Raw genomic sequence first — 24391 nt, 5'->3', positions numbered from 1 at the left:
TCACCCGGCGCGTTCGCGCCCGCAGGCTCTGGATGACAGCATCGGCCCATGCTCACCAGGTCCGCCCGAACGACCGTCGCCGTCCTGCTCGCGTGTCTGGCGCTCCTGCTCGCGGGGTGCGGGGGAGCGTCGAAGAAGGAGGCGAAGCCCTCCGGGGCCGCCGCCTCCAGCACCGCCGCCACCCCCGGCTGGGCCAAGGGCAGGGCCACCGTCCGCGCCTCCCAGCTGCCGCCCGAGGCCCAGCAGACCCTGAAGCTGATCGACCAGGGCGGCCCGTTCCCGTACGCCAAGGACGGGACGGTCTTCGGGAACTTCGAGAAGGCCCTGCCGCAGCAGAAGCGCGGCTACTACCACGAGTACACGGTCACCACTCCGAAGTCGCGCGACCGCGGCGCCCGGCGCCTGGTCACCGGGCAGAGCGGCGAGGTCTACTACACCGGCGACCACTACAAGACGTTCAAGGCGGTGCTGCGATGACGGCCGACCCGTTCGACGCCGTACGGGCCTCCGGCTGGCAGGTCGACGTGCTCGACCTCGCCGGGGTCACCGACAAGGCCGGTTTCATGGACCGCTGCGCCCGCGCGCTGCGCCTGCCGGAGTGGTTCGGCCGGAACTGGGACGCCCTCGCCGACTGCCTGGGCGACCCCGACTGGGGCCCGGCCGAACCCGGCCGCCTCCTCGTGGTGCGGCGCTGGCAGGGGTACGCGGCGGCGCGCCCCGACGAGTGGGAGACCGCCCGGGACGTGTTCGACGAGGCGGCGGGCGACGGCGACGGCGGCACCCTCGCCGTGGTGCTCGCGCTCGGCGCCTTCGTGTGATCCCACCAGGGCACTGCCCAAGCCCTGGATGATCGGCCCGGGCGGCGCAATCACCCGAACATGGGACAATGAAGTACGTGCGTTTAGCCCCGGCTGAAATGCCTGGGGTCACTCCGATCGACTGGGATGTTCTGCACGTGCGTTTCCTCAACGACATCAAGCCGCCGTACGACCTGACGTACGACGATGTGTTCATGGTCCCCAGCCGCTCCGCGGTGGGCTCCCGCCAGGGCGTCGACCTGGCCTCGCCCGACGGCACGGGCACCACGATCCCGCTGGTCGTCGCCAACATGACGGCCATCGCGGGACGGCGGATGGCCGAGACCGTGGCGCGCCGCGGCGGCATCGTCGTCATTCCGCAGGACATTCCGATCGAGGTCGTCACCGACGTCATCACCTGGGTCAAGACACGTCACCACGTGCTCGACACCCCGATCGTCCTCGCCCCGACGCAGACCGTCGCCGACGCGCTGGCGCTGCTGCCCAAGCGCGCCCACAACGCCGGTGTCGTCGTCGACGGCGACCAGCGCCCGGTCGGCGTCGTCACCGACGAGGACCTGACCGGCGTCGACCGCTTCACGCAGCTCTCCGAGGTCATGTCCAGGGACCTGCTGCTGCTCGACGCGGACATCGACCCGCGCGAGGCGTTCAACAAGCTCGACAACGCCAACCGCCGCTACGCCCCGGCCGTGGACAAGGACGGCCGCCTGGCCGGCATCCTCACCCGTAAGGGCGCCCTGCGCGCGACCCTGTACAGCCCGGCCACCGACGCCGAGGGCAAGCTGCGCATCGCCGCCGCCGTCGGCATCAACGGTGACGTGGCGGGCAAGGCCAAGCAGCTCCTGGACGCCGGCGCCGACACGATCGTCGTCGACACCGCGCACGGCCACCAGGAGTCGATGATCTCCGCGATCAAGGCCGTGCGCGGCCTCGACCCGCAGGTCCCGATCGTCGCGGGCAACATCGTCGCCGCCGAGGGCGTGCGCGACCTCATCGAGGCCGGCGCCGACATCATCAAGGTCGGTGTGGGCCCCGGCGCCATGTGCACCACCCGGATGATGACGGGCGTGGGCCGCCCGCAGTTCTCCGCGGTCCTGGAGTGCGCCGCCGAGGCGAAGAAGTACGGCAAGCACGTGTGGGCCGACGGCGGTGTGCGCCACCCGCGCGACGTCGCCATGGCGCTCGCCGCCGGTGCCTCCAACGTCATGATCGGCTCCTGGTTCGCCGGTACGTACGAGTCCCCGGGCGACCTCCAGCAGACCGCCGACGGCCGTCTCTACAAGGAGTCGTTCGGCATGGCCTCGGCGCGTGCCGTCCGCAACCGTACGAGCGACGAGTCCGCGTACGACCGGGCCCGCAAGGCGCTGTTCGAGGAGGGCATCTCCACCTCGCGGATGTTCCTCGACCCGAGCCGGCCGGGCGTCGAGGACCTGATCGACTCGATCATCGCGGGTGTGCGGTCCTCGTGCACGTACGCGGGCGCGAGCTCGCTGGCGGAGTTCGAGGAGAAGGCGGTCGTGGGGATCCAGTCCGCGGCCGGTTACGCCGAGGGCAAGCCGCTGCATGCCAGCTGGAGTTAGGCCCGGGGTTCGTCTGCGGGTCGGTTGTGGCTGGTCGCGCAGTTCCCCGCGCCCCTAGGTAAGACGTGGGCCCCCCGTGCCGTATGCGCGGGGGGCCCATTTCTTCAGGTGCGGGCCCAGTGTCTTCGTCACCGCTGCCGCGATCTTCTCGTGGCCGGTGTCGTTCGGGTGCAGGCCGTCTGCCAGGTCCTCGGGTTGTAGCAGGTTGCGGCCAGGAAGCACGTAGAGGTGGCTGTCGCCGTCTTTCACGCGCTCCTGGGCCGCCGCCTCCATCGCGGCGCGCAAGGCGCTCAGCGTGGCGCCCAGGGCGTTCGGGGTGTGTTCGGCCGCCGGGTGCAGCAGCGGGGAGAGCAGCAGGAGCGGGGTGCGCGGGTGGCCCCGGCGCACCAGGGCCAGGAACGCGCGCGTCGTCTCGTACAGCAGCGGCGCCGAACTCGGCACGTCCGACCAGCAGTTGGTGCCGAACGCGAGGGTCAGCGCGTCGGCGGGCAGGGACGCGAGCTGTCCGGCGGTGGCCAGTTCGCCGCGCGCGGATCCCGCGTATCCGAGGTTGACGGTGTCCAGGCCGAGCGCCCGCCCGGCGACGGCGGGCCAGGCGTGGGCGGGGCGCGTCGACCACCAGCCCTCGGTGATGGAGTCGCCGTGGACCAGCCAGCGCGGCCCCGCGGGCACGGGCCGCAGGGTGCCGCCGATGCCGCGCAGGGCCAGTATCCGGGGTGCCACGGCCTGCGGCGGGTGGACGGTGAACGGGCCCGCGCCGGGCCGCAGTTGAAGCCGGACCAGCGCTTCCCCCGCCGGTGGGACCGTCGTCTCGGCCACTTGGCGCTCGCTCGTCCAGACCGAGAAGGTGTGGGCGAGCGGGGCGAGCGGTTGCGACGGCTCGGGCACCTCCGCCCGGTAGCGGATCTCGACCGCCGAGGCGCCCTCGGCGGTGAACTCCAGCCGTACGCCGACCGGCAGCGCGGCCCGTTCGACGACGTCCAGGGGCAGCCGGCCGAGCTGCGCCGGGTCGGCGCGCAGCGGCCTGCCCGATGTGCCCCGCCAGGCGACTCCGCGCAGAAACGGCTCCGGATCCAGCCAGTTCACCCAGGCACCACCGATCGTCTTCGGACCCTCCCGCCAGGGACGTGCGGGACTTCACTCCTACCCCGCCGACGAGCAGCGATGAGCACCCTTCGCGCACGGATCGAACGCTGATGCGCAACAAACACCCATCCGTCGCCCTTGTGCGCAATGATCATTCACCGATGCGCAAGGTTGCTGCATTACGAGCGGGAAGCGGAACCCTTTACTCTTCTCGCCATACGTGGAGTGGCGGCGACCGCCTGCTCGGCGGTACCGGCCACGGTGTGCTCAGTCATGCCCGGATTCCCCCCTCGTAGGGGAACGGCCGGACCGTCGCGGTCGTCGGCTTCCGAAGGCAGCGACAAGGAGCCCACTGAAGTGTTGGACCACGGCACAGCGCCCCCCGCCGCAGAAGCACCCGCCGCTGGGGCGAAGCGGCCCGGCAATCCGCTGATGCGGCGCAAGCCGGTAGAACTGCTGGTCGCCGAGGGTGGCAAGGGCGAGGGCGGCACTCTGCGCCGCACCCTCGGCATGTGGCAGCTCACGATGATCAGCATCGGCGCCACGCTCGGCACGGGCATCTTCGTCGTCCTCGGCGAGGCCGTTCCCGAGGCCGGTCCGGCCGTCACGATCTCCTTCGTCATCGCCGGTCTCACCGCGCTGTTCTCGGCCCTCGCCTACGCCGAACTGGCCGGCACCATCCCGGTCGCGGGCTCGTCGTACTCGTACGCTTACGCAACGCTCGGTGAGTTCATCGCCTGGATCTGCGGCTGGTGCCTGATCCTGGAGTACGGCGTCTCGGTCGCTGCCGTGGCCGTCGGCTGGGGCCAGTACCTCAACGAGTTCCTGGACGGGACGATAGGCGTCACCATCCCGGACGCGATCGCCGCGCCGCCGGGCGACGGCGGGTACTTCAACCTTCCCGCGCTGATCGTGGTCGTGCTCGCGATGGTGCTGCTGCTCGGCGGCGCCCGTGAGTCGGCCCGCGCCAACACGATCATGGTGTGCGTGAAGATGGCCGCGCTCGTGCTGTTCTGCGTGATCGGCTTCCTCGGCTTCAAGTCGGGCAACTACTCGGACTTCATGCCGATGGGCACCGCGGGCGTCAGCGGCGCGGCCTCGACGCTCTTCTTCTCGTACATCGGCTTCGACGCCGCCTCCACGGCCGGTGAGGAGGCGAAGGACCCCAAGCGCGACCTGCCGCGCGCGATCATGCTCTCGCTGGTCATCGTCACCGCGCTGTACGTCCTCGTCGCCGTCGTCGCGGTCGGCGCCCGCCCCTGGGACAAGTTCGAGGGCTCGGAGGCGGCCCTGGCCGGGATCATGAAGGACGTCACCGGTCAGTCCTTCTGGGCCACGCTCCTCGCCGCGTGCGCCGTGATCGCGATCGCGAGTGTCGTCCTGACCGTGCTGTACGGGCAGACCCGCATTCTCTTCGCGATGTCCCGCGACGGCCTGGTGCCGAAGACCTTCGCCAAGGTCAGCACGCGCACCAAGACGCCGGTCGTGAACACCGTCATCGTGTCGCTGTTCTGCGGTGTGCTCGCGGCCGCGATCCCGCTCGGCGAGCTGGCGAACGCCACCAGCATCGGTACGCTCTTCGCCTTCGCCCTGGTCAACGTCGCCGTAGTGGTGTTGCGCTGCACCCGCCCCGAGATGCACCGCACCTTCCGGGTGCCGTTCGGCTGGGTGATCCCGGTGCTCGGCTTCCTCAGCTGCGGCTATCTGATGTGGAACCTGCCGGGGATCACCTGGCAGTATTTCGGTGGCTGGATGGCCGTCGGTCTCGTGATCTACTTCGGATACGGCATCCGCCGCTCCCGACTGGCCACGGCCACGGAGACCGCATCCGCAGAGAAGTGATCCACCCGCAGTGCGACTCAATGACCTCGACGAGCGCATCGTCCACGCGCTCGCTGAAGACGCCCGCCGCTCCTACGCCGACATCGGCTCGCTGATCGGCCTGTCCGCGCCCGCCGTGAAGCGGCGCGTGGACAGGCTGCGCGCCGAGGGGGCCATCACCGGATTCACCGTCCGGGTGGACCCCGCGGCGCTCGGCTGGGAGACCGAGGGCTTCATCGAGATCTACTGCCGCCGCAACACCTCGCCCGACGCCATCAGGCGCGGGCTGGAGCGGTACCCCGAGGTCGCGTCCGCCTCCACCGTCACCGGTGAGGCGGACGCGATCGTCCAGGTCTTCGCCTCGGACATGCGCCACTTCGAGCGGGTCCTCGAACGGATCGCGGGCGAGCCGTACGTGGAGCGCACCAAGTCGGTCCTGGTGCTGTCCCCCCTGCTGAGGCGGTTCTCGTCGGGCTCGCCCGCCTGACCGGCTCTACTTGTACGGGACCTGCCACGGCAGCACGTGGAAGTCGCCCGTGCCCGCCTTGACCTTCTCGAAGGGGGCGGCGCTCATGCACTTGGGCAGCTTCTTGGTCGCCTCGTCCTCCGAGCCGATCCAGCTGTAGCCGAGCCGGTCGTGCGTGCCCTGGTCGTGGACCGAGACACCGACGCGCTTGCCCTTGAACGGGGTGTCGGTGTCGGTGACGATCCCGGTCACCACCGCGACCTTGCCGCCGGTGACCAGACAGTCCACCTTCGCCTTGGCCGTCCCGGTCCGGCCGTCCGGGAAGACGTGCCGGAAGGTGAACGTGCCGAACGCCTTCTCCGGGTCCTTGACGTCCCGCGCCGCCAGATGCGCGTCGAAGGAGAAAGTGATGTCGTCACCGGCCGGGCGGTAGAGCTTGGCCGTGCCCGTCAGCGCGGCCGCCTCGCGCGGCGCGCCCGGTCCGGCCCCGTTGTCGGAGGCCACCGCCGACCCGGCGGCGCCCGCCCCGATCAGCAGGGCCGCGGCCAGCGCCAGAGTGCGGGTACGGGGGCGAGTGAGGGCGGGGCGGTTCATGGCGGGTCCTCCGAAGCGGTCGTGGTGGCCCGGTTCCTCCGGGCGCATTCAGCTTCCCGCCGCCGCGGGGTCCGCCACATCGCACCCGAGGAGGGACCGCCTCCGCCGTGCGGCGGGGGAAGCGGGTCCCCACGTACGCCCCCAGGCGTAAGGGCCCCGTCAACGCCACGCAACGAATCACCGCCGAAGGCCACCGACGCGCAATGAATCATCCTCCGGCGCGCAACGGTCGCGCCTTGTCCGGGCCGAAGGCCGGAACGTACCGTCATATGCGACCCCTCCACCCCCTTACGCCCCCGAGGTCTGCCATGCCGCCGCTGCGCACCGCCCTGCTTCAGAGCTCCGGCCGTCCGGGTGACGTCGCCGCGAACCTGAAGGTGCTGGACGAGGCGGCGGCCCGGGCCGCGGCGACCGGAGCGGGTCTGCTGGTCACCGCCGAGATGTTCCTCACCGGCTACGCCATCGGGGACGACGTGCCCAGGCTCGCCGAGGCCGCCGACGGCCCCGGGGCGCAGGCCGTCGCCGAGATCGCCGTGCGCCACGGGCTCGCGGTCGTCTACGGCTACCCCGAGCGGGACGGCGAGACCGTCTACAACTCGGCGCAGCTCATCGACGCCGACGGGCGGCGCCTCGCGAACTACCGCAAGACCCACCTCTTCGGCTGCTTCGAGCAGGAGTGGTTCACCCCCGGCGACCAGCAGGTCGTCCAGGCCGAGCTGAACGGGCTGCGGCTGGGGATGATGATCTGCTACGACGTGGAGTTCCCCGAGAACGTCCGGGCGCACGCGCTGGCCGGCACCGACCTCCTCCTGGTGCCCACCGCGCAGATGCACCCCTTCCAGTTCGTCGCCGAGTCCGTGGTGCCGGTGCGCGCCTTCGAGAACCAGATGTACATCGCGTACGTCAACCGGACCGGCACCGAGGGCGAGTTCGAGTTCGTCGGGCTGAGCTGCCTGGCCGGGCCCGACGGCACCGCCCGGGCCCGCGCGGGCCGCGAGGCCGAACTGGTCGTCGGCGACGCCGACCCCGAGTTCCTGGCCGCCTCGCGCGCCGGCAACCCGTATCTGCGGGACCGCCGCCCCGGCCTCTACACCTCCCTCGTCTGACCCGGACCCTTCCGGCCCGCCCCCACCCCCCTTCGTACCGCGCAAGGAGTCCGTACCCCATGACGTCCACGGTGCCCACCGCTGTCCCGCACACCGACGGCCAGCCGCCGATCACCATGTTCGGTCCGGACTTCCCCTACGCGTACGACGACTTCCTGGCCCACCCGGCCGGGCTCGGCCAGATACCCGCGACCGAGCACGGCACCGAGGTCGCCGTCATCGGCGGCGGTCTGTCCGGCATCATCTCCGCGTACGAGCTGATGAAGATGGGCCTCAAGCCCGTCGTGTACGAGGCCGACCAGATCGGCGGGCGGCTGCGCACCGTCGAGTTCGACGGGCCCGGCACGGCCGGTCTGACCGCCGAGATGGGCGCGATGCGCTTCCCGCCCTCCTCGACGGCGCTCCAGCACTACATCGACCTCGTCGGCCTGGTCACCGAGCCGTTCCCGAACCCGCTCGCCGAGGCCACCCCGTCGACGGTCGTCGACCTCAAGGGCGAGACCCACTACGCGGAGACGATCGCGGACCTGCCGCAGATCTACCGCGACGTCGCCGAGGCGTGGAACGCCTGCCTCGAAGAGGGCGCCGACTTCTCGGACATGAACACCGCGATGCGCGAGCGGGACGTCCCGCGCATCCGCGAGATCTGGGCCCGGCTCGTCGAGAAGCTCGACGACGAGACCTTCTACGGCTACCTCTGCAAGTCCGAGGCCTTCCAGTCCTTCCGCAAGCGCGAGATCTTCGGCCAGGTCGGCTTCGGCACCGGCGGCTGGGACACCGACTTCCCGAACTCCATCCTGGAGATCCTGCGCGTCGTCTACACCGAGGCGGACGACCACCACCGCGGCATCGTCGGCGGCTCGCAGCAGCTGCCGCTGCGCCTGTGGGAGCGCGAGCCCGAGAAGATCGTCCACTGGGCGCAGGGCACCTCGCTGTCCTCCCTGCACGACGGCACCCCGCGCCCGGCGGTGACGCGTCTGCACCGCACGGCCGGCAACCGCATCACCGTCACCGACGCCTCCGGAGACATCCGCACCTACCGCGCGGCGATCTTCACCGCGCAGTCGTGGATGCTGCTGTCCAAGATCGAGTGCGACGACTCGCTGTTCCCGATCGACCACTGGACGGCGATGGAACGCACCCACTACATGGAGAGCTCGAAGCTCTTCATTCCGGTGGACAGGCCGTTCTGGCTGGACAAGGACGAGGAGACCGGCCGGGACGTCATGTCGATGACGCTCACGGACCGGATGACCCGAGGCACCTACCTGCTGGACAACGGGCCGGACCAGCCCGCCGTCATCTGCCTCTCCTACACCTGGTGCGACGACAGCCTGAAGTGGCTCCCGCTGTCGGCGAACGAGCGCATGGAGGTCATGCTCAAGTCGCTCGGCGAGATCTACCCGAAGGTCGACATCCGCAAGCACATCATCGGCAACCCGGTGACCGTGTCGTGGGAGAACGAGCCCTACTTCATGGGCGCGTTCAAGGCGAACCTGCCGGGCCACTACCGCTACCAGCGCCGTCTGTTCACGCACTTCATGCAGGACTCGCTGCCCGAGGACAAGCGGGGCATCTTCCTCGCGGGCGACGACATCTCCTGGACGGCGGGCTGGGCCGAGGGCGCGGTGCAGACCGCCCTGAACGCGGTGTGGGGCGTCATGCACCACCTCGGCGGCGCCACGGACGCCACCAACCCCGGCCCGGGCGACGTCTACGACGAGATCGCGCCGGTCGAGCTGCCGGAGGACTGACGGCCGCCGGTGGCCCAAGAGGGCCGCTGATCGCGACGGGCTCGGGGGCTTCTGCCCCCGGGCCCGTTCCGTTTCGGTCCGTCCGGTTGCCGCCGGTCCGCTGTTACAGCTCCGCCGCTGTCACAGCCCCGCCGCGCGCGCCAGCCCGTACACCTCCGCCGCCACGTCCTTCAGCTCCTCCGCGTCGCGCGCGGAGCCCTGGAGGTCGAGCAGGAACTCGCCTATGCCCTCGTGGGCATGGGCCACCAGGTCCTCCACTATCTGGGCCGCGCTGCCGGTGAACGGCGGGCGCTCGCCGTTCTCGTACGGCTTCGGGGTGTACCGCGCGTTCACGCGGACGCACACCTCCAGCGGGCGCTCCCGGCCGCGCTCGGCGGCCTGCTCCCGCAGCTTGTGCCACGCCTCGCCGAGCTGCGCCGCGCCCTGGGCCACCGGCATCCAGCCGTCCGCCCGGTCCACCACCCGGCGCACCGCCCTCGGGCCCGCCGCCGCGAGGTACACCGGGATCGGCCGGGCCGGCTTGGGGCCGACCTCGGAGGGGGCGATGGTGGTCAACTCGCCCTCGTACGCGACCGGGTCCGGGCCCCAGACCGCCGCGAACACGTCCAGCGTCTCGTCGAGCACCTTGCCGCGCTGCTCGAACGGCGCCACGGCCGCCGCCGCGTACTCGTCGAGGGACCAGCCCGTGCCGATCCCCGCGAGGACCCGGCCGCCGCTCGCCGCGTCCAGCGAGGCGAGCGAGCGGGCCAGCTGGAACGGCATGTGCAGCGGGGCCACCAGCACGCTGGTGCCCAGGCGCGCCCGCTCGGTGGCCGCTGCCGCGAGGGTGAGCGAGACCAGCGGGTCGGCCACCGACCGGTAGGCGTCCGGCCAGGCCAGGCCCGGTATTCCGTACAGCCCCTGGGTCGCGGGCGTCGGGAAGAGCACCCGCTCGAACACCCACAGGCTCTCGTAGCCCAGCTCCTCGGCAGCGCGCGCGACCGCGGGGATGTCGCGGCCGATGTCGTACTGCCTCATCTGCGGAAGGCCGAGTCCGAGCCGGATCGCCATGGGTGAACTCCTCGTGCGGAAGAAGGATCTGCGTAAGGCGTCAGCAGGCACCGCCCCACCAGGCCGACACCCGCGTCCATCCGCTCCCTGAACTCCCGGGAGAGGTCAGGAAGTTCCCGCAGCCTCCACAGCAACCGGGCCGACGACCAGGCCGCGTCCCGCGCCCGCTCCAGGCTCCACGACGCCAGCAGGTGCGTGAGCGGGTCCGCGATCTCCAGCAGGTCGGGCCCGGGCATCAGCTCCTCGCGCACCCGCTCCTCAAGGGCCACCAGCGTGTCGCCGACCCGTTCGAAGTCCCGCTCGAGCTCCTCCGGTTCGCACCCCAGGACGCGGCAGCTGTCGACGACGGCGAGCGCCAGGTCGTGCCCGATGTGGGCGTTGATGCCGCAGAGCGCGAACTGGAGCGGGCGTACGCCGGGGTGGCGCCGGTACTGGAACAGCGGCCGCCAGCAGGCGGGCGGCCGCAGCCCCGCCGCCACCGCGTCGACCGCCCGCAGATAGCGCCCGGCGAAGAGTACGTCCAGCGTCGCCGCGGCCCGGGGGTCGTCGAACGCGCCCCCGGTGAGGGACCGGCCGATCTCCTCGGTGACCGCCAGATAGACCCGGTTGAAGACGGCCAGGCCGTCCTTGGGCGGCAGGCTCGCGCGCAGCGCCCGCATCCGCACCGCTACGGTGTCCACCGACACCCCGGAGAGCGCCGTTCCACCTGCCCGCTGTTCGATCAGCACCATGAGGGCAGCGTCCCAGCACCGCGCTTTTCGGGACGTCGCCGGGCCCGGGGCTTCCCCGGAACGGGTGAACGAGGGGCCATCGGGGCCTCGGGGGAGGGGAGTTCACGGTGTCGGGAACACCGCCGTCACGCGCGCGCAGACGCCGGGACGACAGAGCCGAGCGCCGTTCGGCCGCGCGGCGCACCGCCATGGTCTCGCTGGCCTGCGCCGTCGCGGCCGTCGGCGCGGTCTCGGGCGCCGTGGCGGCCCTCGGGGGCGGGGGCGAGGACACGGCCCGGCCCACGGCGACCGCGTCGCCCGCCACGGTGACCCTGCCCGCCGTGCCCACCTCGCCGTCCGCGACGCCGTCCGCCACGCGCGCGACGCCGCGCCTGGCCAGCCCGTCCCCCGCCCCGAAGCCCTCGGCCACCCCGTCGCCGCCGCGGTCCGCGGTCTCCGCCGCGCTCTACCGCTCGCCCGACTCGCAGGTCCTGGACTGGGTGCGGGCCCACCCGGACGACCCCCGGCGGGCGCTGATCGAGCGGCGGATCGCGGACCAGCCGACGGCGGTCTGGTTCACCGAGTACGACCCCGGCGCGATCACCCGCGAGGTGCGGGCGGTGACCTCGGCGGCGGCCGGGCAGGGCCGGGTGCCGGTGCTCGTCCCGTACGCGATTCCCGGCCGGGACTGCGGCGGCGCTTCCCAGGGCGGTGCGCCGAGCCTGGAGGCGTACGACACCTGGATGGGGAACTTCGCGGCGGGGCTCGGGCGTTCACCGGTCATCGTGGTCCTGGAGCCGGACGCGATCGCCCAGTCGGACTGCCTCTCCGAGAGCGAGCGCGCCGCCCGGTTCGCCTCGCTGGCCAGGGCGGGGCGCGCGATCCACGCCGCCGACGCCCGGGCCAGGGTGTACTTCGACGCGGGCCACTCCGGATGGCGCGACGCCGAGGAGATGGCGGGCCTGCTGCGCGCGGCGGGCGCGGCCACCAGCGGCGACGGCGTCTTCACCAACGTCTCCAACTTCCACCGCACCTCCGACGAGGTGGCGTACGCGCGGCGGGTGCTCAAGGCGCTGGGCGGTCCCGCGCGGCTGGGCGCGGTGATCGACACCAGCCGCAACGGCAGGGGAGCGCCGCCCGACGGGCAGTGGTGCGACCCGGCCGGGCGGGCGCTGGGACACGCCCCCACCACCCACACGGGCGAGGCGCGCGTCGACGCCTATCTGTGGGTGAAGGTGCCCGGCGAGTCCGACGGCTGCCGGGGCGCGGCGGGCAGCTTCACCCCCGACTACGCCTACGACTTGGCGCGCTGAGCCCCTTCGGCCGCCTCGTCCCCGGCGCCGGCCTCGTCGTACGACGACGTGCCCTCGTCGAGCAGCGGCTCCTGCTCCTTCATATGGGCCGGGGCCAGGGCGCGCAGCACGTGGTAGCCGGTGATGACCACGATGGTGCCCAGCGCGATCCCGCTGAGCCGGAAGTCGTCGGTGAACTTCAGCGTGACGCCGCCGATGCCGATGATGATGCCCGCGGCCGCCGGGACCAGGTTCAGCGGATTGCGCAGGTCCACCTTGGCGTTGATCCAGATCTGGGCGCCCAGGAGGCCGATCATGCCGTACAGGATGACGGTGATGCCGCCGAGTACGCCGCCGGGGATGGCCGCGACGATCGCGCCGAACTTGGGGCAGACGCCGAAGAGCAGCGCGAAGGCGGCGGCGGCCCAGTAGGCGGCGGTCGAGTAGACGCGGGTGGCGGCCATGACGCCGATGTTCTCGGAGTACGTGGTGTTGGGCGGGCCGCCGACGGCGGTGGAGAGCATCGAGGCGGCGCCGTCCGCGGCGATCGCGGTGCCCAGCTTGTCGTCGAGGTCGTCGCCGGTCATCTCGCCGACGGCCTTGACGTGCCCGGCGTTCTCGGCGACGAGCGCGATCACGACGGGCAGGGCGACCAGGATGGCGGACCACTCGAAGTGCGGGGCATGGAAGGAGGGCAGGCCGATCCAGTCGGCCCGGCCGACGCCGGAGAGGTCCAGGCGCCAGTGGTCGGTGGCCTCGCCCGCACCCGCGACCGAGTGGATCTTGCCGAAGAGGCGGTCGAAGAGCCAGGAGACGCCGTAGCCGAAGAGCAGGCCGAGGAAGATCGCGACCCGGGACCAGAAGCCGCGCAGACAGACCACGGCGAGCCCGGTGAAGAGCATCACCAGGAGCGCGGTCCACTGGTCCTGCGGCCAGTAGGTGGACGCGGTGACCGGCGCCAGGTTGAAGCCGATCAGCATGACCACCGCGCCGGTCACGATCGGCGGCATCGCGGCGTGGATGATCCGCGCGCCGAACCGCTGCACCGCGAGGCCCGCCGCGAACAGCACGATCCCGACGACGAAGACGGCGCCGGTGACGGTGGCGCTGGTGCCGCCGGTGGCCCGGATGGCGGCCGCGACGCCGACGAAGGAGAGGGAGCAGCCCAGATAGCTGGGCACCCGGCCCTTGGTGGCGAGCAGGAAGATGACCGTGGCGACGCCGGACATCATGATCGCGAGGTTGGGGTCCAGGCCCATCAGGACCGGCGCGACGAACGACGCGCCGAACATGGCCACCACGTGCTGCGCGCCGAGGCCGATCGTCCGCGGCCAGGACAGCCGCTCGTCGGGACGGACGACCGCGCCGGGGGCGGGGGTCCGCCCGTCACCGTGCAGGGTCCAGCGCACGCCGAGGCCCATGAGTTTGCTCCAGTTCGTTCCGTGCTGAGAAGAATCAGCGCAATGGTAGTGGGCCCCGTGATCTCAGGTCCCATCCGTGAATCCTGCGCGAGGCATTGTCACCCGGAACTGCTGGCCCTACGCTCCAACCGCCCTATCCATGAACAGAGTTCGCATATATGAATCCCGTGAACTCTGGCTGACTGTGAAACTCCGGCCGAAGAGGATGCCCTTATGGACGGCGGAAGATCTCGCAGCGGGCTCATGGCCCTGCTGGCCACGGCCGCGCTGCTCGCGTCGGTGCTCGTACCGGCCGCCTCGCACGCCGCCACCAGGAAGCCCGCCGCCGTGAAGGCCCCGCACACCGTGGTCGTCGACGGGGCGCGCATGCGGGACGCGCGGCTGCGGCTCGACGCCGGCGACCCGGCGCTGCGCACCGCCGTGGCGAAGCTGACCGGGGCCGCCGACGGCTGGCTCGGGCAGGGCCCCTGGACGGTCGTGGACAAGCCGAAGCCCGCGCCGGGCGGCGACCCCCACGACTACCTCAGCCAGGCCCCGTACTGGTGGCCCTCCAAGCCCAGGACCGCCGACAACCCCTGGGGCTGCCCGTACGTGCAGAGGGACGGGCAGCGCAACCCCGAGGTCGACACCGGCACCGACCGGCCCGACCTCGGCAAGGTCGTCAGCTCCGTGACCACGCTCAGCCTCGCCTGGTACTACACCGGCCGGGCGCAGTACGCCGAACAGGCCTCGACCGCCCTGCGCACCTGGTTCCTGGACCCGGCGACCCGGATGAACCCCAACCTGGACCACGGGCAGTTCATCCCCTGCAAGTACGACGGCCGGGCGATCGGCATCATCGACTTCTCGCAGCAGTACACCGGCGTCCTGGACGCGGTCGCCGTCCTCGACCTGGGCGCGCCGGGCTGGCGGGCGGACGACCGCGCGCGGATGCTCGACTGGAACAAGAAGTTCCTGAACTGGCTGGTGACCTCGCCGTTCGGCAAGGAGGAGTCGGCGGCCGACAACAACCACGGCACCTTCCAGGACATGCAGATCGCCGCACTCGCGCTGGCCACCGGCGACAGGGCCCTCGCGGCGAAGAAGGTCCGGGCCGTCGGGAAGCTGCGTATCGATCCGCAGATCGCCGCCGACGGCAGCCAGCCCAAGGAGCTCGCCCGCACCCGCAGCTGGCACTACTCGGTCTTCGACCTGGTGGCGTACGCCCGGCTCGCCGCCATCGGCCAGCAGGTCGGGGTGGACCTGTGGGGCTACCGGGGGCCGCAGGGGCAGAGCCTGTTCAAGGCCGTCGACTATCTGCTGCCCGCCGCGACCGGCGCGGCCGTCTGGCCCCACCCGGAGCTGGAGTTCTACCGGTACGCGGCCAGTGACGTGGTGCACGCGGCGGCCGACGCGGGCGACAAGAAAGCCCGCGCGGCCGTGCCGAAGCTCCAGGCCCCGCCCGCCGGCGACCTCTGGGCGCTGCGCCCCGCCGCCGAACAACTGGACTCGATCGCGGGCTGAGGCGGAAGGAGCGCCCCGGCCGAACCGCCCCCCCCATACGGTTCGGCCGCCGCTACTGGGCAGCGTCGGTGGACCGCACCGGCGCCGCCTTCGCCGCGTGGCCGCCGCCCGTCCGGGCGCGCACTCCCGTACGCAGCACCTCCGCCCCCGCCACCAGCCCCAGCGCCAACAGCGTGACCAGGCCGAACGACACCACCAGCGAGGTCAGATCGGCGATGCCGCCGATGGTCGAGGGGGCGATGAGACCCGAGGTGTACGTGATGGTGGCGACGCCCGCGATGGCCTGGCTGGGATGGGGGCCGCTGCGTCCGGCCGCCGCGAAGGCCAGCGGCACCACGACCGCGACCCCCAGGCCGATCAGCGCGAACCCGCCCATCGCCACGGCGGGCCCGGGCGCGAGGACCACCGCGAGGCCGCCGACGGTCGCCAGCACGCCCCCGCAGCGGACCGTCCGTACCGCGCCGAACCGGTCCACGACCTTGTCGCCCGCGATCCGCGCCACCGCCATGGTCAGGGTGAACGCGGTCGTCGAGGCGGCGGCGAGACCGGCCGAGGCGTCCATGGTGTCCCGCAGGTACACCGCCGACCAGTCCAGGCTGGCCCCCTCGGCGAACACCGCGCAGAACGCGACGAGCCCGATGACCAGCGCCGACCTCGGCGGCCGGGCGAAGCGCGGCGGCGGGGTCTCGTCGGGCGCGCTGCGCAGGTCGAGCACGCCGCCGCAGACGAGCGCGCCGAGGGCGGTGAGGACGGTCGCCGCGACCAGGTGGTGCACGCGCGCGTCGACGTCGAGGTGCGCGGCGAGCGTGCCGGTGGTCGAGCCGATCAGGGCGCCCGCGCTCCACAGGCCGTGCAGCCCGGACATGATGGAGCGGCCGAGCCGGTTCTCGGTCTCCACGCCCAGCGCGTTCATGGCCACGTCCGACATCCCCGCGGTCGCCCCGAACACGAAGAGCGCCGCGCAGAGCGTGTAGAGGTTCGGCGCGAGCGCCGGGAGCGCGAGGGCCAGGGTCCACAGGGCGAGCAGCCCGCGCAGTGCGCGGCGCGCCCCGAAGCGGTGGGTGACCGCGCCCGAGAGCGGCATCGTCAGCGACGAGCCGATGGCGGGGAACGCCAGCGCCAGACCGAGCAGGCCGGTGGAGGCCCCGGTGTGGTCCTGGATCCACGGGAGCCGGGTCGCGAAGTTCCCGGTGACCGTGCCGTGGACGCAGAACACCGCGGCGATCGCGATCCTGGCCCGCCTCAACTGCCGTATGCCGTCGTCCGCTTCGCTCGCCATCAGCGCGGCCCTCCCCTGGGTTCCGGTGTGCGATAAACTATCAGGAACCCTGCCTGATAAATACTCCGCCGTCCATCGGGTTCCGGTCGTCTGGAAGGATTCCCGGCATGCCCGCATCACCCAGCACCGCCCGGGTCATCAACGACCGCCTCGCCCTGCGGCTGCTCCAGGACGAGGGCCCGTTGACGGCGGGTCAGCTCAAGAAGCTCACGGGGCTGTCCCGCCCCACCGTCGCCGACCTGGTCGAACGGCTCCAGGGCTCGGGGCTCGTCGAGGTCGTGGGGGAGTCCGGCGCCGAGCGGCGCGGACCCAACGCCCGGCTGTACGGGATCGTCGCCGACCGGGCCCACCTCGCCGCCCTGGACGTGCGCACCGACGGCGTCACCGTGCTCGTGGCCGATCTGCTCGGCGCGCCCCTCGCCGAGGCCGCCCTCCCGATCGGGGCCGAGGCCGGGACCGGGCCCGCGGTGGAGCGGACGGTGGCGCTCCTGGAGCGGACCGCGAAGGAGGCGGGCGCCGAGCGGCTGCACAGCGTCGGCATCGGGGCGCCCGGCCTGATCGACCCGGCGACGGGCGAACTGCGCGACAGCACGGGCCTGCCCGCCTGGCACCGGGAGCTGGTCCCCGCCCTCCAGCGGCGGCTGTCGGCCGCGGTCCTGGTGGAGAACGAGGTGAATCTGGCGGCGCTGGCCGAGCACCGGCTCGGCGCCGCGCGCGGCCAGGACGACTTCGTGCTGTTCTGGCTGGGCCAGGGCGTGGGCGCGGCGGTCTTCCTGGACGGGAAGCTGCGCCGGGGGGCGTCCGGCGGCGCGGGCGAGATCGGCTTCCTGCCCGTTCCGGGCACCGGCGCGCTGCCCTCCGCGACCGGCTGCGACGGCGGGTTCCACGCGCTCGCGGGCGCCGAGGCGGTGGTGCGCCTCGCCGCCGCGCACGGTCTGACGGGCAGCGCCGAGACGCTGGTGCGGGAGGCGGCCGGCCCGTTCCTCGACGCGCTGGCCGAGCGGATCGCCATCGGCGCGGCGGCCGTGGTCTCCGTACTGGACCCCGGCCTGATCGTGCTCGGCGGCGAACTCGGCCACACGGGCGGCGCGTTGCTCGCCACCCGGGTGCGCGGCAGGCTCGCCGCGCTCACCCCGCTGGGCGCCGAGGTCCGGCCCAGCGAACTCGGCGACCGGGCGGTATTGCGCGGCGCCCTGCTCGCGGCCCGGGACGCGGCCCAGGACGAGCTGTTCTGACGCCCGCGCCCCGGCCGGGGAGATCCGGCCGGGGCGCGGGCGTCAGGGGGTGCCCGGCGACAGCGGCAAGGGCCTCGAGTCGCGCCGCCGGGCGTTCGGGGGCGGGGGATCAGCAGGCGCCGAGGTCCTGCCAGACTCCCCAGTCGCCGGTGGTTCCGGGCTCCTCGCCCTTCGTCCACCACTTCGACTTCCAGTTGTGGGACTTGTACGAGACGGTCGTGGAGCCACCGTACTCGGCCGTGGCCGTCCAGGCGGGTGCCGTGCAGGAGCCGCCGCCCGTGGAGCCGCCGGTCGAGCCGCCCGTCGTACCGCCGGACGGCGAGGGCGACGGAGACGGCGTGCCGGTCTCCGGCTCGGTGACCGTCGCGCCCCGGGTGAGGTCCCCGGCCAGCGCGTAGGTGCGGCCGCCGAACGTCACCGTCCAGTTGGAGGGCGTCGACACCGGCAGGTAGTAGACGAAGTCGAGGGTCACCGAGGCGCCCGGCGCCAGCGACTGCCAGGCCGGGAGCTTCAGCGAGACCCGGTTGTAGTCACCCTTCAGACCGCCCACGTTGCTGCCGCTGTGGTCGCTGCGGACGATCGCCGTGCCGAAACCGGACTGGTCCTTGGCGTTCGCCGGGGCCGAGGTCCCGTAGTCGAACTGGAACTCCGTACCGCCCGGCAGCGTCGCCTTGGTGTTGTTGGTCAGCGTCACCTTGGGGCTGATCGGGTAGTTGGAGTCGCCGAGCGGGAACTGCCCGAAGTCCACCCCGATGTTCAGCGCCTGCGTGGGCAGCGTGACCGTGGAGCGCTTGGCGCCGTACGGGGCTGCCGACTTGAACTTGTCGTACATCGCGGACGTGAGCGTCGAGCCCGGCTCGTACTGCCCCTTGGCGGCGTTGTACTTGTAGTCGCCCGCCAGCTCCCAGACCATCGTGCCGCCGATGCCCTTGTCGACCACGTAGTCGGCCTTGGCGTTCACCGACTGCTCGTCCTCGGTGGAGAGGAAGACCTTCTTCTGGTCGTTCCACAGCCAGGGCGCCACCAGCGTCGCGTCGTACTTGCGGGCGTAGGTGCCGGTCAGCTTGGTGTCGGCGGGGAAGCCGTACTTGGCCGCGTAGTCGCCGACGACGCCCTTCTCCAGGTTCTTGGCGTGCCACATCGGGTTGGAGCCCGCCGGGGCCTCCTTGCCGTTGTCGTCGAGGTCGTGCCAGAGGTTGTCGATGCCGGTGGCGCCGTCACCGCACTTGGTCAGCCCCGACCCGGCCGGACAGCTGGTGGTCGCGGCCTTGCCCCACAGCCCGTCCGTCCCGCCGCTCACGTTCTTGAAGCCGCGGGTGTAGTACGGCAGGCCCATGTTGATGCGCCCGGCCGGCATCGAGCCGCGGAAGTAGTGGTAGGCCCAGTCCGCGTTGAGATAGCCGATTCCGCCGTACTGGGAGGTCGAATAGACGCCCGCCGCGGCGAGTTCCGCGTCCTTGCCGTCGTCGAAGAGCGAGGCGTTCGGCCCCACGTACTCGTTCCAGGCGCCGTGCAGGTCGTACGACATGATGTTGACGTAGTCCAGGTACTTCTGGACCTGGAACGTCTCCATGCCGCGCAGCAGATAGCCGGACGAAGGTGCGGCGACAGACAACAGATAGTGTTTTCCGTCAGCCGCTCCCGCGCGGTCCAGCTTCTCGCGCAGCGACTTCATCAGCGCCGCATAGCCCTTGACCAGGCCCGCACGGCGCCCGTTGGACAGGCTCCAGTCCAGCGGGTTGCCCGCGTCCTTCATCGTGGTGGGGTACTCGTAGTCGATGTCGACGCCGTTGAACCCGTACTTCTTGATGAAGGCGACGGCCGAGTCCGCGAAGGTGTCGATGCCCGGCTGGTTCACCGAACCGTCGGCGTTGGTGGCCATCGAGTAGAAGCCGCCCGAGGAGACGCGCTTTCCGTCGTCGCCGAAATAGCCGCCGGTCTCGGCCCAACCGCCCACGGAGATGAGCGTCTTGACGTTCGGGTGCTGCTTCTTGAATTTGTTCAGGAGGTTGAAGTGGCCCTTGTAGGGGAGCGCGGGGTCCATCTCGGCCCCCGCGACGCCCGGCCAGGTCGCTCCGGTCGCCGCGTTCTTCTCGCTGTCGCCGCCGACCGAGATCTTGTTGTCGGAACCGATGTGCGCGAAGGCGTAGTTGACGTGGGTGACCTTGTCCCACGGGATGTCGGAGGCGAGGTAGGCGGGGGTCCCGTCCTGGCCGGTGCGCCAGCCGGTGAAGTACCCGATGACCCGGCGCTGGTGGTCGGCGCCCATCTTCTCGCGGCCGTCCGTGTCGTACACGGAGCAGTAGGGGACGTCGACGCCGGGCGTCTTGTACAGCCCGTCGGGGCGACAGGTCTCGTTGTCGGCGGCGTGCGAGACGCCCGCGGAGAGCGAGGAGAGCACCAGCCCGGCGACCGCGGCACCGGCCGCGAGCAGCGTGGCTCTCGTACGAGTGGGGGACAGCACGATCTGTTCCTCCAGGGGAGGTCGGTGGGGCACAGGACTGCAGGCGGTCGTGCGGCGGCGCCCCGGCGTGCGCACACCGGCGGGCCTCACCTCTGAGGTGACACGGAGATTAAGAGGACTAGACCAGAGCGTCAATAGGTATGGACCAATGCAGGGGCCGCGAGGGCCGCGCGATGGGGCGGACGGTGAACCTCCGCTACGGGCCGCGACCGCACTGTGACCCAGGCCATAGATGTTCGCCCGTATGGCCGACGATCAGTCGTGGCACACTGACCCTGTACCAGCAGCAGCGCACTCCGGGGTCGGTGTAATTCCGAACCGGCGGTAATAGTCCGCGACCCGGCCGCATCCAGTGGCCGGTTGACCAGGTGGAATTCCTGGACCGACGGTGAAAGTCCGGATGGGAGGCAGTGCGCGGCGGGCGGGCCCCATCAGGGCTCATGCCGGCCGTTCCGCTGATCGTCGTCCGCGACGGTCGGTGTCCTTCGGCCATGCGTGAGCAGTCTGTACGGCTTTGTTTCCCGCTCTCTGTCGTTCATCGACAGCCCCGGAGTCCGTGCCCGAAGAGGCAGGAGGACCCGGTGGCCACCGCAGCCGACGCAGACGCCATGCGCCGAGCCATTGAGCTCGCCGCGCGCGGACTCGGCTCCACCAGCCCCAACCCGGTCGTCGGGTGCGTCATCACCGACGCCTCGGGCGCCTTGGTCGGCGAGGGCTTCCACCAGCAGGCCGGCGGCCCGCACGCCGAGGTCCACGCCCTGTCCGCCGCGGGCGACAGCGCCCGGGGCGGCACCGCGTACGTCACCCTCGAACCCTGCAACCACACCGGCCGCACCGGCCCCTGCGCCCAGGCGCTCCTCCAGGCCGGGATCGCCCGGGTCGTGTACGCGGTCGGCGACCCGAACCCGCAGGCCACCGGCGGCGCCGACACCCTGCGGGCGGCCGGGGTCGAGGTCGAGCAGGGCCTGCTCGCCGAGGAGGCCGAGGCGGGCAACGCCGCCTGGCTCACCTCCGTACGGCTCGGCCGGCCCTACGTCCTGTGGAAGTACGCGGCGACCCTCGACGGCCGGATCGCGGCCGAGGACGGCACCAGCCGCTGGATCACCTCGCCCGAGGCCCGCGCCGACGTCCACCGGCTGCGCGCCGAGGCCGACGCCGTGGTGGTCGGCTCCGGCACCGCCCGCACCGACGACCCGCACCTCGCGGTACGGGGCGTCGAGGGCGCCGTCCAGCCGCTGCGGGTCGTCGTCGACACGGAGGCCAAGGCCGTACGGCCCGGCGCCCGGGTCCTCGACGACGCCGCGCCGACCCTGGTCGCGGTCGCCGAGGACGCCGACACCGCCCCGCTGGCGGATGCCGACATCGACGTCGTGCGCCTGCCGCGCGCGGCCTCCGGTCTGGACATCCCGGCGCTGCTGGCCGCCCTGCACGGGCGCGGCGTCCGGTCCGTACTCCTCGAAGGCGGCCCGGCCCTCGCCGGGGCCTTCGTCGCCGCGGGCGCCGTCGACAAGGTCGTCGGCTACCTGGCACCCGTCCTGCTCGGCGCGGGCCCCGCGGCCCTCACCGGCGCCGGAATCACCACGATCGCCGACGCGTTGCGGCTCGAACTGACCGAGACCGTCCGCATCGGCCCCGATCTCCGTATCAGTGCCACTCCCAAGGAGCGATGAGCGTGTTCACCGGAATCGTCGAAGAGCTGGGTGAGGTCACCGCCGTCGAGAAGCTCGGCGACTCCTCCCGCTTCCGCCTGCGCGGCCCCGTCGTCACCGAGGGCGCCCGGCACGGCGACTCGATCGCCGTCAACGGGGTCTGTCTGACCGTCGTGGAGACCGGCGACGGCGAGTTCACCGCCGACGTCATGGAGGAGACGCTGAAGCGCTCCAGCCTCGGCGCCCTCGACGTCGGCTCCCGCGTCAACCTGGAGCGGCCCATGGCCGTCGGCGGCCGCCTCGGCGGGCACATCGTCCAGGGCCACGTCGACGGCACCGGCGCCATCGTGGCGCGCACCCCCTCGGAGAACTGGGAGATCGTCAAGGTCTCGCTGCCCGCGGAGCTCTCCCGCTACGTCGTGGAGAAGGGCTCGATCACCGTCGACGGCGTCAGCCTCACGGTGGTCGACGCGGGCCCCGACTACTTCACCATCAGCCTCATCCCCACCACGCTCGCGCTGACCACGCTGGGCCGCAAGCAGCCCGGCGACCCCGTCAACCTGGAGGTCGACGTGATCGCCAAGTACGTCGAGCGCCTGATGGGCGCACACGGCCAGGAGGACCCCAAGTGAACTGGCTCAACTCCGAGGCCTTCACCGCCTTCGACCAGCACATCATGTGGTCCGACATGATCGGCAACACGGTGGGCCTGGCCGCCCTCGCGCTCGGCTGGCGGCGCTCCATATGGACCTGGCCCGCCCAGTTCCTCTCCGGTGTCATCCTGCTGGCCGCGTTCACCACCGCCCACCTCTCCGGCAGCGCCGGCAAGCAGGTCGTGGTCATCGTGGTCGCGCTGTGGGGCTGGTACCAGTGGCAGGGCGGCAAGGGGCAGGGGCAGGACGGCTCCATCGCGGTGCGGTTCGCCACCTGGCGCGAGCGCGGCCTGCTCGTCGCGGGCGCGGCGCTCGGCACCCTCGCGGTCGGCGCCCTGTTCACCGCCTACCCGACGCTGTCGTGGGACCCGTGGCCGGACGCGTACATCTTCGTCGGCACCATCGTCGCCATGTACGCCCAGGCGCGCGGCATGGTCGAGTTCTGGCTCGCCTGGCTCCTCGTCGACGCCGTGGGCGTGCCGCTCAACTTCGCCAACGGCTTCGCCTTCTCCGGCTTCGTCTACGTCATCTACGGCGCAATCGTCCTGTGGGGCCTGCGCGACTGGTGGCTGCGCTCCCGTACGAGCGCGCAGCCCGTCCTGGAAGGAGCGGCGGCATGAGCGCCACCACACCCACCTGGTACTCCACCGACAACCGCGAGGACCTCTCCCTCGACCCCGTCGAGCAGGCGATCCGCGACATCGCGGCCGGCCGCCCGGTCGTGGTCGTGGACGACGAGGACCGCGAGAACGAGGGCGACCTCGTCATCGCCGCCGAGAAGGCGACCCCCGAGATCGTCGCCTTCATGATGAGCGAGTGCCGCGGGCTGATCTGCGCGCCCATGGAGGGCGAGGCGCTCGACCGGCTCCGGCTGCCGCAGATGGTCGACCACAACACCGAGTCGATGAAGACCGCGTTCACCGTCTCGGTCGACGCGTCCGCCGCCTACGGGGTCTCCACCGGCATCTCCGCCGCCGACCGCGCCACCACCCTGCGCCTGCTCGCCGACGGGCGCTCGGCGCCCGGGGACTTCGTCCGCCCCGGGCACATCTTCCCGCTGCGGGCCAAGCCGGGAGGCGTCCTCGCCCGCAACGGCCACACCGAGGCCGCCGTCGACCTCGCCCGGCTCGCGGGGCTCGCCCCGGCCGGTGCGATCGTGGAGATCGCGGGCGAGGACGGCGTGATGCTGCGGCTGCCCGAGCTCGTCCCGTTCGCCCGTAAGCACGGCCTGACGATCATCTCCATCGAGGACCTGATCGCCTACCGCCGCTCCTCCGAGCCGACCGTGCGCCGCGAGGCCGAGGTCCACCTGCCCACCTCGTTCGGCGAGTTCACCGCCTACGGCTACCGCTCCACCGTCGACGGCGTCGAGCACGTGGCGCTGGTCCACGGCGAGGTCGGCGACGGCGAGGACGTGCTGGTCCGGGTCCACTCCGAGTGCCTGACCGGCGACATCTTCCACTCGCTGCGCTGCGACTGCGGCCCCCAGCTGCAGGCCTCCATGGAGGCCATCACCCAGGCGGGCCGCGGCGTGGTCGTCTATCTGCGCGGCCACGAGGGGCGCGGCATCGGACTGCTCTCCAAGCTGCGTGCCTACGAGCTCCAGGAGCAGGGCCGCGACACGCTCGATGCCAACCTGGAACTGGGGCTGCCCGCCGACGCCCGCGACTATGCGGCCGGCGCGCAGATCCTGGAGGACCTGGGCGTGCGCAGCCTGCGGCTGATGACCAACAACCCGGAGAAGACCACCGCGCTGGTGCGCCACGGCCTCAAGGTCACCGGCCGCGAGCCGATGGCCGTCCAGGCGGGCGAGCACAATCTGCGGTACCTGCGCACCAAGCGCGACCGGATGGGACACGACCTGCCGTGGCTGGACGCGACCGCGTCGGCCTGCGGCAACCAGTAGCGAC

The 24391-nt window shown here is 72.0% G+C and carries 21 protein-coding genes and 1 riboswitch; of the genes, 14 read left to right on the top strand and 7 right to left on the bottom strand.

What is annotated here, in order from left to right:
- Positions 1-48: 48 nt before the first annotated feature.
- The 3 genes from BX283_RS10475 to BX283_RS10465 all read left to right on the top strand — a co-directional run bounded on the left by BX283_RS10475 (position 49) and on the right by BX283_RS10465 (position 2398).
- Positions 49-477 (top strand): ribonuclease domain-containing protein, encoded by a 429-nt coding sequence (locus tag BX283_RS10475; protein WP_101387354.1) that lies wholly within the window; start codon positions 49-51, stop codon positions 475-477.
- On the top strand, positions 474-818 hold the full coding sequence (locus BX283_RS10470) for a barstar family protein (protein WP_101387353.1): 345 nt from the start codon (positions 474-476) through the stop codon (positions 816-818). Before BX283_RS10475 ends, BX283_RS10470 begins: the two co-directional genes overlap by 4 nt.
- A 98-nt stretch (positions 819-916) precedes the next feature.
- Positions 917-2398 (top strand): GuaB1 family IMP dehydrogenase-related protein, encoded by a 1482-nt coding sequence (locus BX283_RS10465; RefSeq protein ID WP_257582458.1) that lies wholly within the window; start codon positions 917-919, stop codon positions 2396-2398.
- A gap of 54 nt (positions 2399-2452) precedes the next feature.
- On the opposite strand, the gene BX283_RS10460 is transcribed toward BX283_RS10465, so the two are convergent.
- The gene (locus tag BX283_RS10460) at positions 2453-3484 is read right to left on the bottom strand and encodes a GDSL-type esterase/lipase family protein (protein WP_101387351.1); all 1032 of its coding nucleotides are present in this window, start codon (positions 3482-3484) and stop codon (positions 2453-2455) included.
- Between the two features lie 357 nt (positions 3485-3841).
- Here BX283_RS10460 and BX283_RS10455 point away from each other — a divergent pair, with 357 nt between their 5' ends.
- Together BX283_RS10455 and BX283_RS10450 are read left to right on the top strand one after the other, a co-directional pair.
- A complete protein-coding gene (locus BX283_RS10455; RefSeq protein WP_373979157.1) occupies positions 3842-5326 on the top strand; it encodes an amino acid permease in 1485 nt (494 codons plus the stop codon).
- Between the two features lie 10 nt (positions 5327-5336).
- Positions 5337-5792, top strand: a complete 456-nt coding sequence (locus tag BX283_RS10450; RefSeq protein WP_101387350.1) for an Lrp/AsnC family transcriptional regulator — start codon at positions 5337-5339, stop codon at positions 5790-5792.
- 6 nt (positions 5793-5798) lie between these two features.
- Here the strand turns inward: BX283_RS10450 and BX283_RS10445 are convergent, their stop codons facing one another.
- Positions 5799-6365 carry a Repetin gene (locus BX283_RS10445; RefSeq protein WP_101392266.1) on the bottom strand — a complete coding sequence of 189 codons (567 nt, stop codon included), beginning with the start codon at positions 6363-6365 and terminating at the stop codon, positions 5799-5801.
- A gap of 308 nt (positions 6366-6673) precedes the next feature.
- Here BX283_RS10445 and BX283_RS10440 point away from each other — a divergent pair, with 308 nt between their 5' ends.
- On the top strand, positions 6674-7471 hold the full coding sequence (locus BX283_RS10440; RefSeq protein ID WP_180357126.1) for a carbon-nitrogen hydrolase family protein: 798 nt from the start codon (positions 6674-6676) through the stop codon (positions 7469-7471).
- Between the two features lie 59 nt (positions 7472-7530).
- Positions 7531-9225 (top strand): NAD(P)/FAD-dependent oxidoreductase, encoded by a 1695-nt coding sequence (locus tag BX283_RS10435; RefSeq protein ID WP_101387349.1) that lies wholly within the window; start codon positions 7531-7533, stop codon positions 9223-9225.
- A gap of 120 nt (positions 9226-9345) precedes the next feature.
- On the opposite strand, the gene BX283_RS10430 is transcribed toward BX283_RS10435, so the two are convergent.
- A complete protein-coding gene (locus BX283_RS10430; protein ID WP_101387348.1) occupies positions 9346-10275 on the bottom strand; it encodes an LLM class F420-dependent oxidoreductase in 930 nt (309 codons plus the stop codon).
- Positions 10239-11006, bottom strand: a complete 768-nt coding sequence (locus tag BX283_RS10425) for a DUF5995 family protein (RefSeq protein ID WP_101387347.1) — start codon at positions 11004-11006, stop codon at positions 10239-10241. The genes BX283_RS10430 and BX283_RS10425 overlap by 37 nt, the downstream gene beginning before the upstream one ends.
- 188 nt (positions 11007-11194) lie before the next feature.
- On the opposite strand from BX283_RS10425, the gene BX283_RS10420 reads away from it, so the two are divergent.
- Positions 11195-12298 (top strand): glycoside hydrolase family 6 protein, encoded by a 1104-nt coding sequence (locus BX283_RS10420; RefSeq protein ID WP_101387346.1) that lies wholly within the window; start codon positions 11195-11197, stop codon positions 12296-12298.
- On the opposite strand, the gene BX283_RS10415 is transcribed toward BX283_RS10420, so the two are convergent.
- Complete coding sequence (locus tag BX283_RS10415) at positions 12280-13698, bottom strand: uracil-xanthine permease family protein (RefSeq protein WP_101387345.1); 1419 nt, start codon at positions 13696-13698, stop codon at positions 12280-12282. The two genes, BX283_RS10420 and BX283_RS10415, sit on opposite strands and share 19 nt — an antisense overlap.
- Before the next feature lie 213 nt (positions 13699-13911).
- Here BX283_RS10415 and BX283_RS10410 point away from each other — a divergent pair, with 213 nt between their 5' ends.
- Positions 13912-15201: an alginate lyase family protein gene (locus BX283_RS10410; RefSeq protein WP_101387344.1), complete on the top strand. Its 1290-nt coding sequence runs from the start codon at positions 13912-13914 to the stop codon at positions 15199-15201.
- A gap of 52 nt (positions 15202-15253) precedes the next feature.
- Here BX283_RS10410 and BX283_RS10405 read toward each other — a convergent pair whose 3' ends face one another.
- Positions 15254-16480: an MFS transporter gene (locus BX283_RS10405; protein WP_101387343.1), complete on the bottom strand. Its 1227-nt coding sequence runs from the start codon at positions 16478-16480 to the stop codon at positions 15254-15256.
- A 107-nt stretch (positions 16481-16587) separates the two neighbouring features.
- On the opposite strand from BX283_RS10405, the gene BX283_RS10400 reads away from it, so the two are divergent.
- Positions 16588-17715, top strand: coding sequence for an ROK family transcriptional regulator (locus BX283_RS10400; RefSeq protein WP_101387342.1), 1128 nt, complete (start codon positions 16588-16590; stop codon positions 17713-17715).
- 109 nt (positions 17716-17824) lie between these two features.
- Here BX283_RS10400 and BX283_RS10395 read toward each other — a convergent pair whose 3' ends face one another.
- A complete protein-coding gene (locus BX283_RS10395) occupies positions 17825-20179 on the bottom strand; it encodes a chitinase C-terminal domain-containing protein (RefSeq protein ID WP_101387341.1) in 2355 nt (784 codons plus the stop codon).
- A 287-nt stretch (positions 20180-20466) separates the two neighbouring features.
- Positions 20467-20597, top strand: a riboswitch (FMN riboswitch).
- A gap of 163 nt (positions 20598-20760) precedes the next feature.
- Here BX283_RS10395 and ribD point away from each other — a divergent pair.
- Genes ribD through BX283_RS10375 form a run of 4 tightly spaced genes read left to right on the top strand, consistent with a single transcriptional unit; the run spans position 20761 to position 24387 of the window.
- Positions 20761-21849, top strand: coding sequence for a bifunctional diaminohydroxyphosphoribosylaminopyrimidine deaminase/5-amino-6-(5-phosphoribosylamino)uracil reductase RibD (gene ribD, locus BX283_RS10390; protein ID WP_101387340.1), 1089 nt, complete (start codon positions 20761-20763; stop codon positions 21847-21849).
- 2 nt (positions 21850-21851) lie between these two features.
- Positions 21852-22460 carry a riboflavin synthase gene (locus BX283_RS10385; protein ID WP_101387339.1) on the top strand — a complete coding sequence of 203 codons (609 nt, stop codon included), beginning with the start codon at positions 21852-21854 and terminating at the stop codon, positions 22458-22460.
- Positions 22457-23101, top strand: coding sequence for a nicotinamide mononucleotide transporter family protein (locus BX283_RS10380; RefSeq protein WP_101387338.1), 645 nt, complete (start codon positions 22457-22459; stop codon positions 23099-23101). Before BX283_RS10385 ends, BX283_RS10380 begins: the two co-directional genes overlap by 4 nt.
- Positions 23098-24387 carry a bifunctional 3,4-dihydroxy-2-butanone-4-phosphate synthase/GTP cyclohydrolase II gene (locus tag BX283_RS10375; protein WP_101387337.1) on the top strand — a complete coding sequence of 430 codons (1290 nt, stop codon included), beginning with the start codon at positions 23098-23100 and terminating at the stop codon, positions 24385-24387. The genes BX283_RS10380 and BX283_RS10375 overlap by 4 nt, the downstream gene beginning before the upstream one ends.
- The last annotated feature ends 4 nt before the right edge of the window (positions 24388-24391 follow it).

This window comes from Streptomyces sp. TLI_146 (assembly GCF_002846415.1).
In the GTDB taxonomy this organism is placed as follows: domain Bacteria; phylum Actinomycetota; class Actinomycetes; order Streptomycetales; family Streptomycetaceae; genus Streptomyces.
Note: the sequence above shows the minus strand (reverse complement) of the source record. Positions and strands in the feature narration are given on the sequence as shown.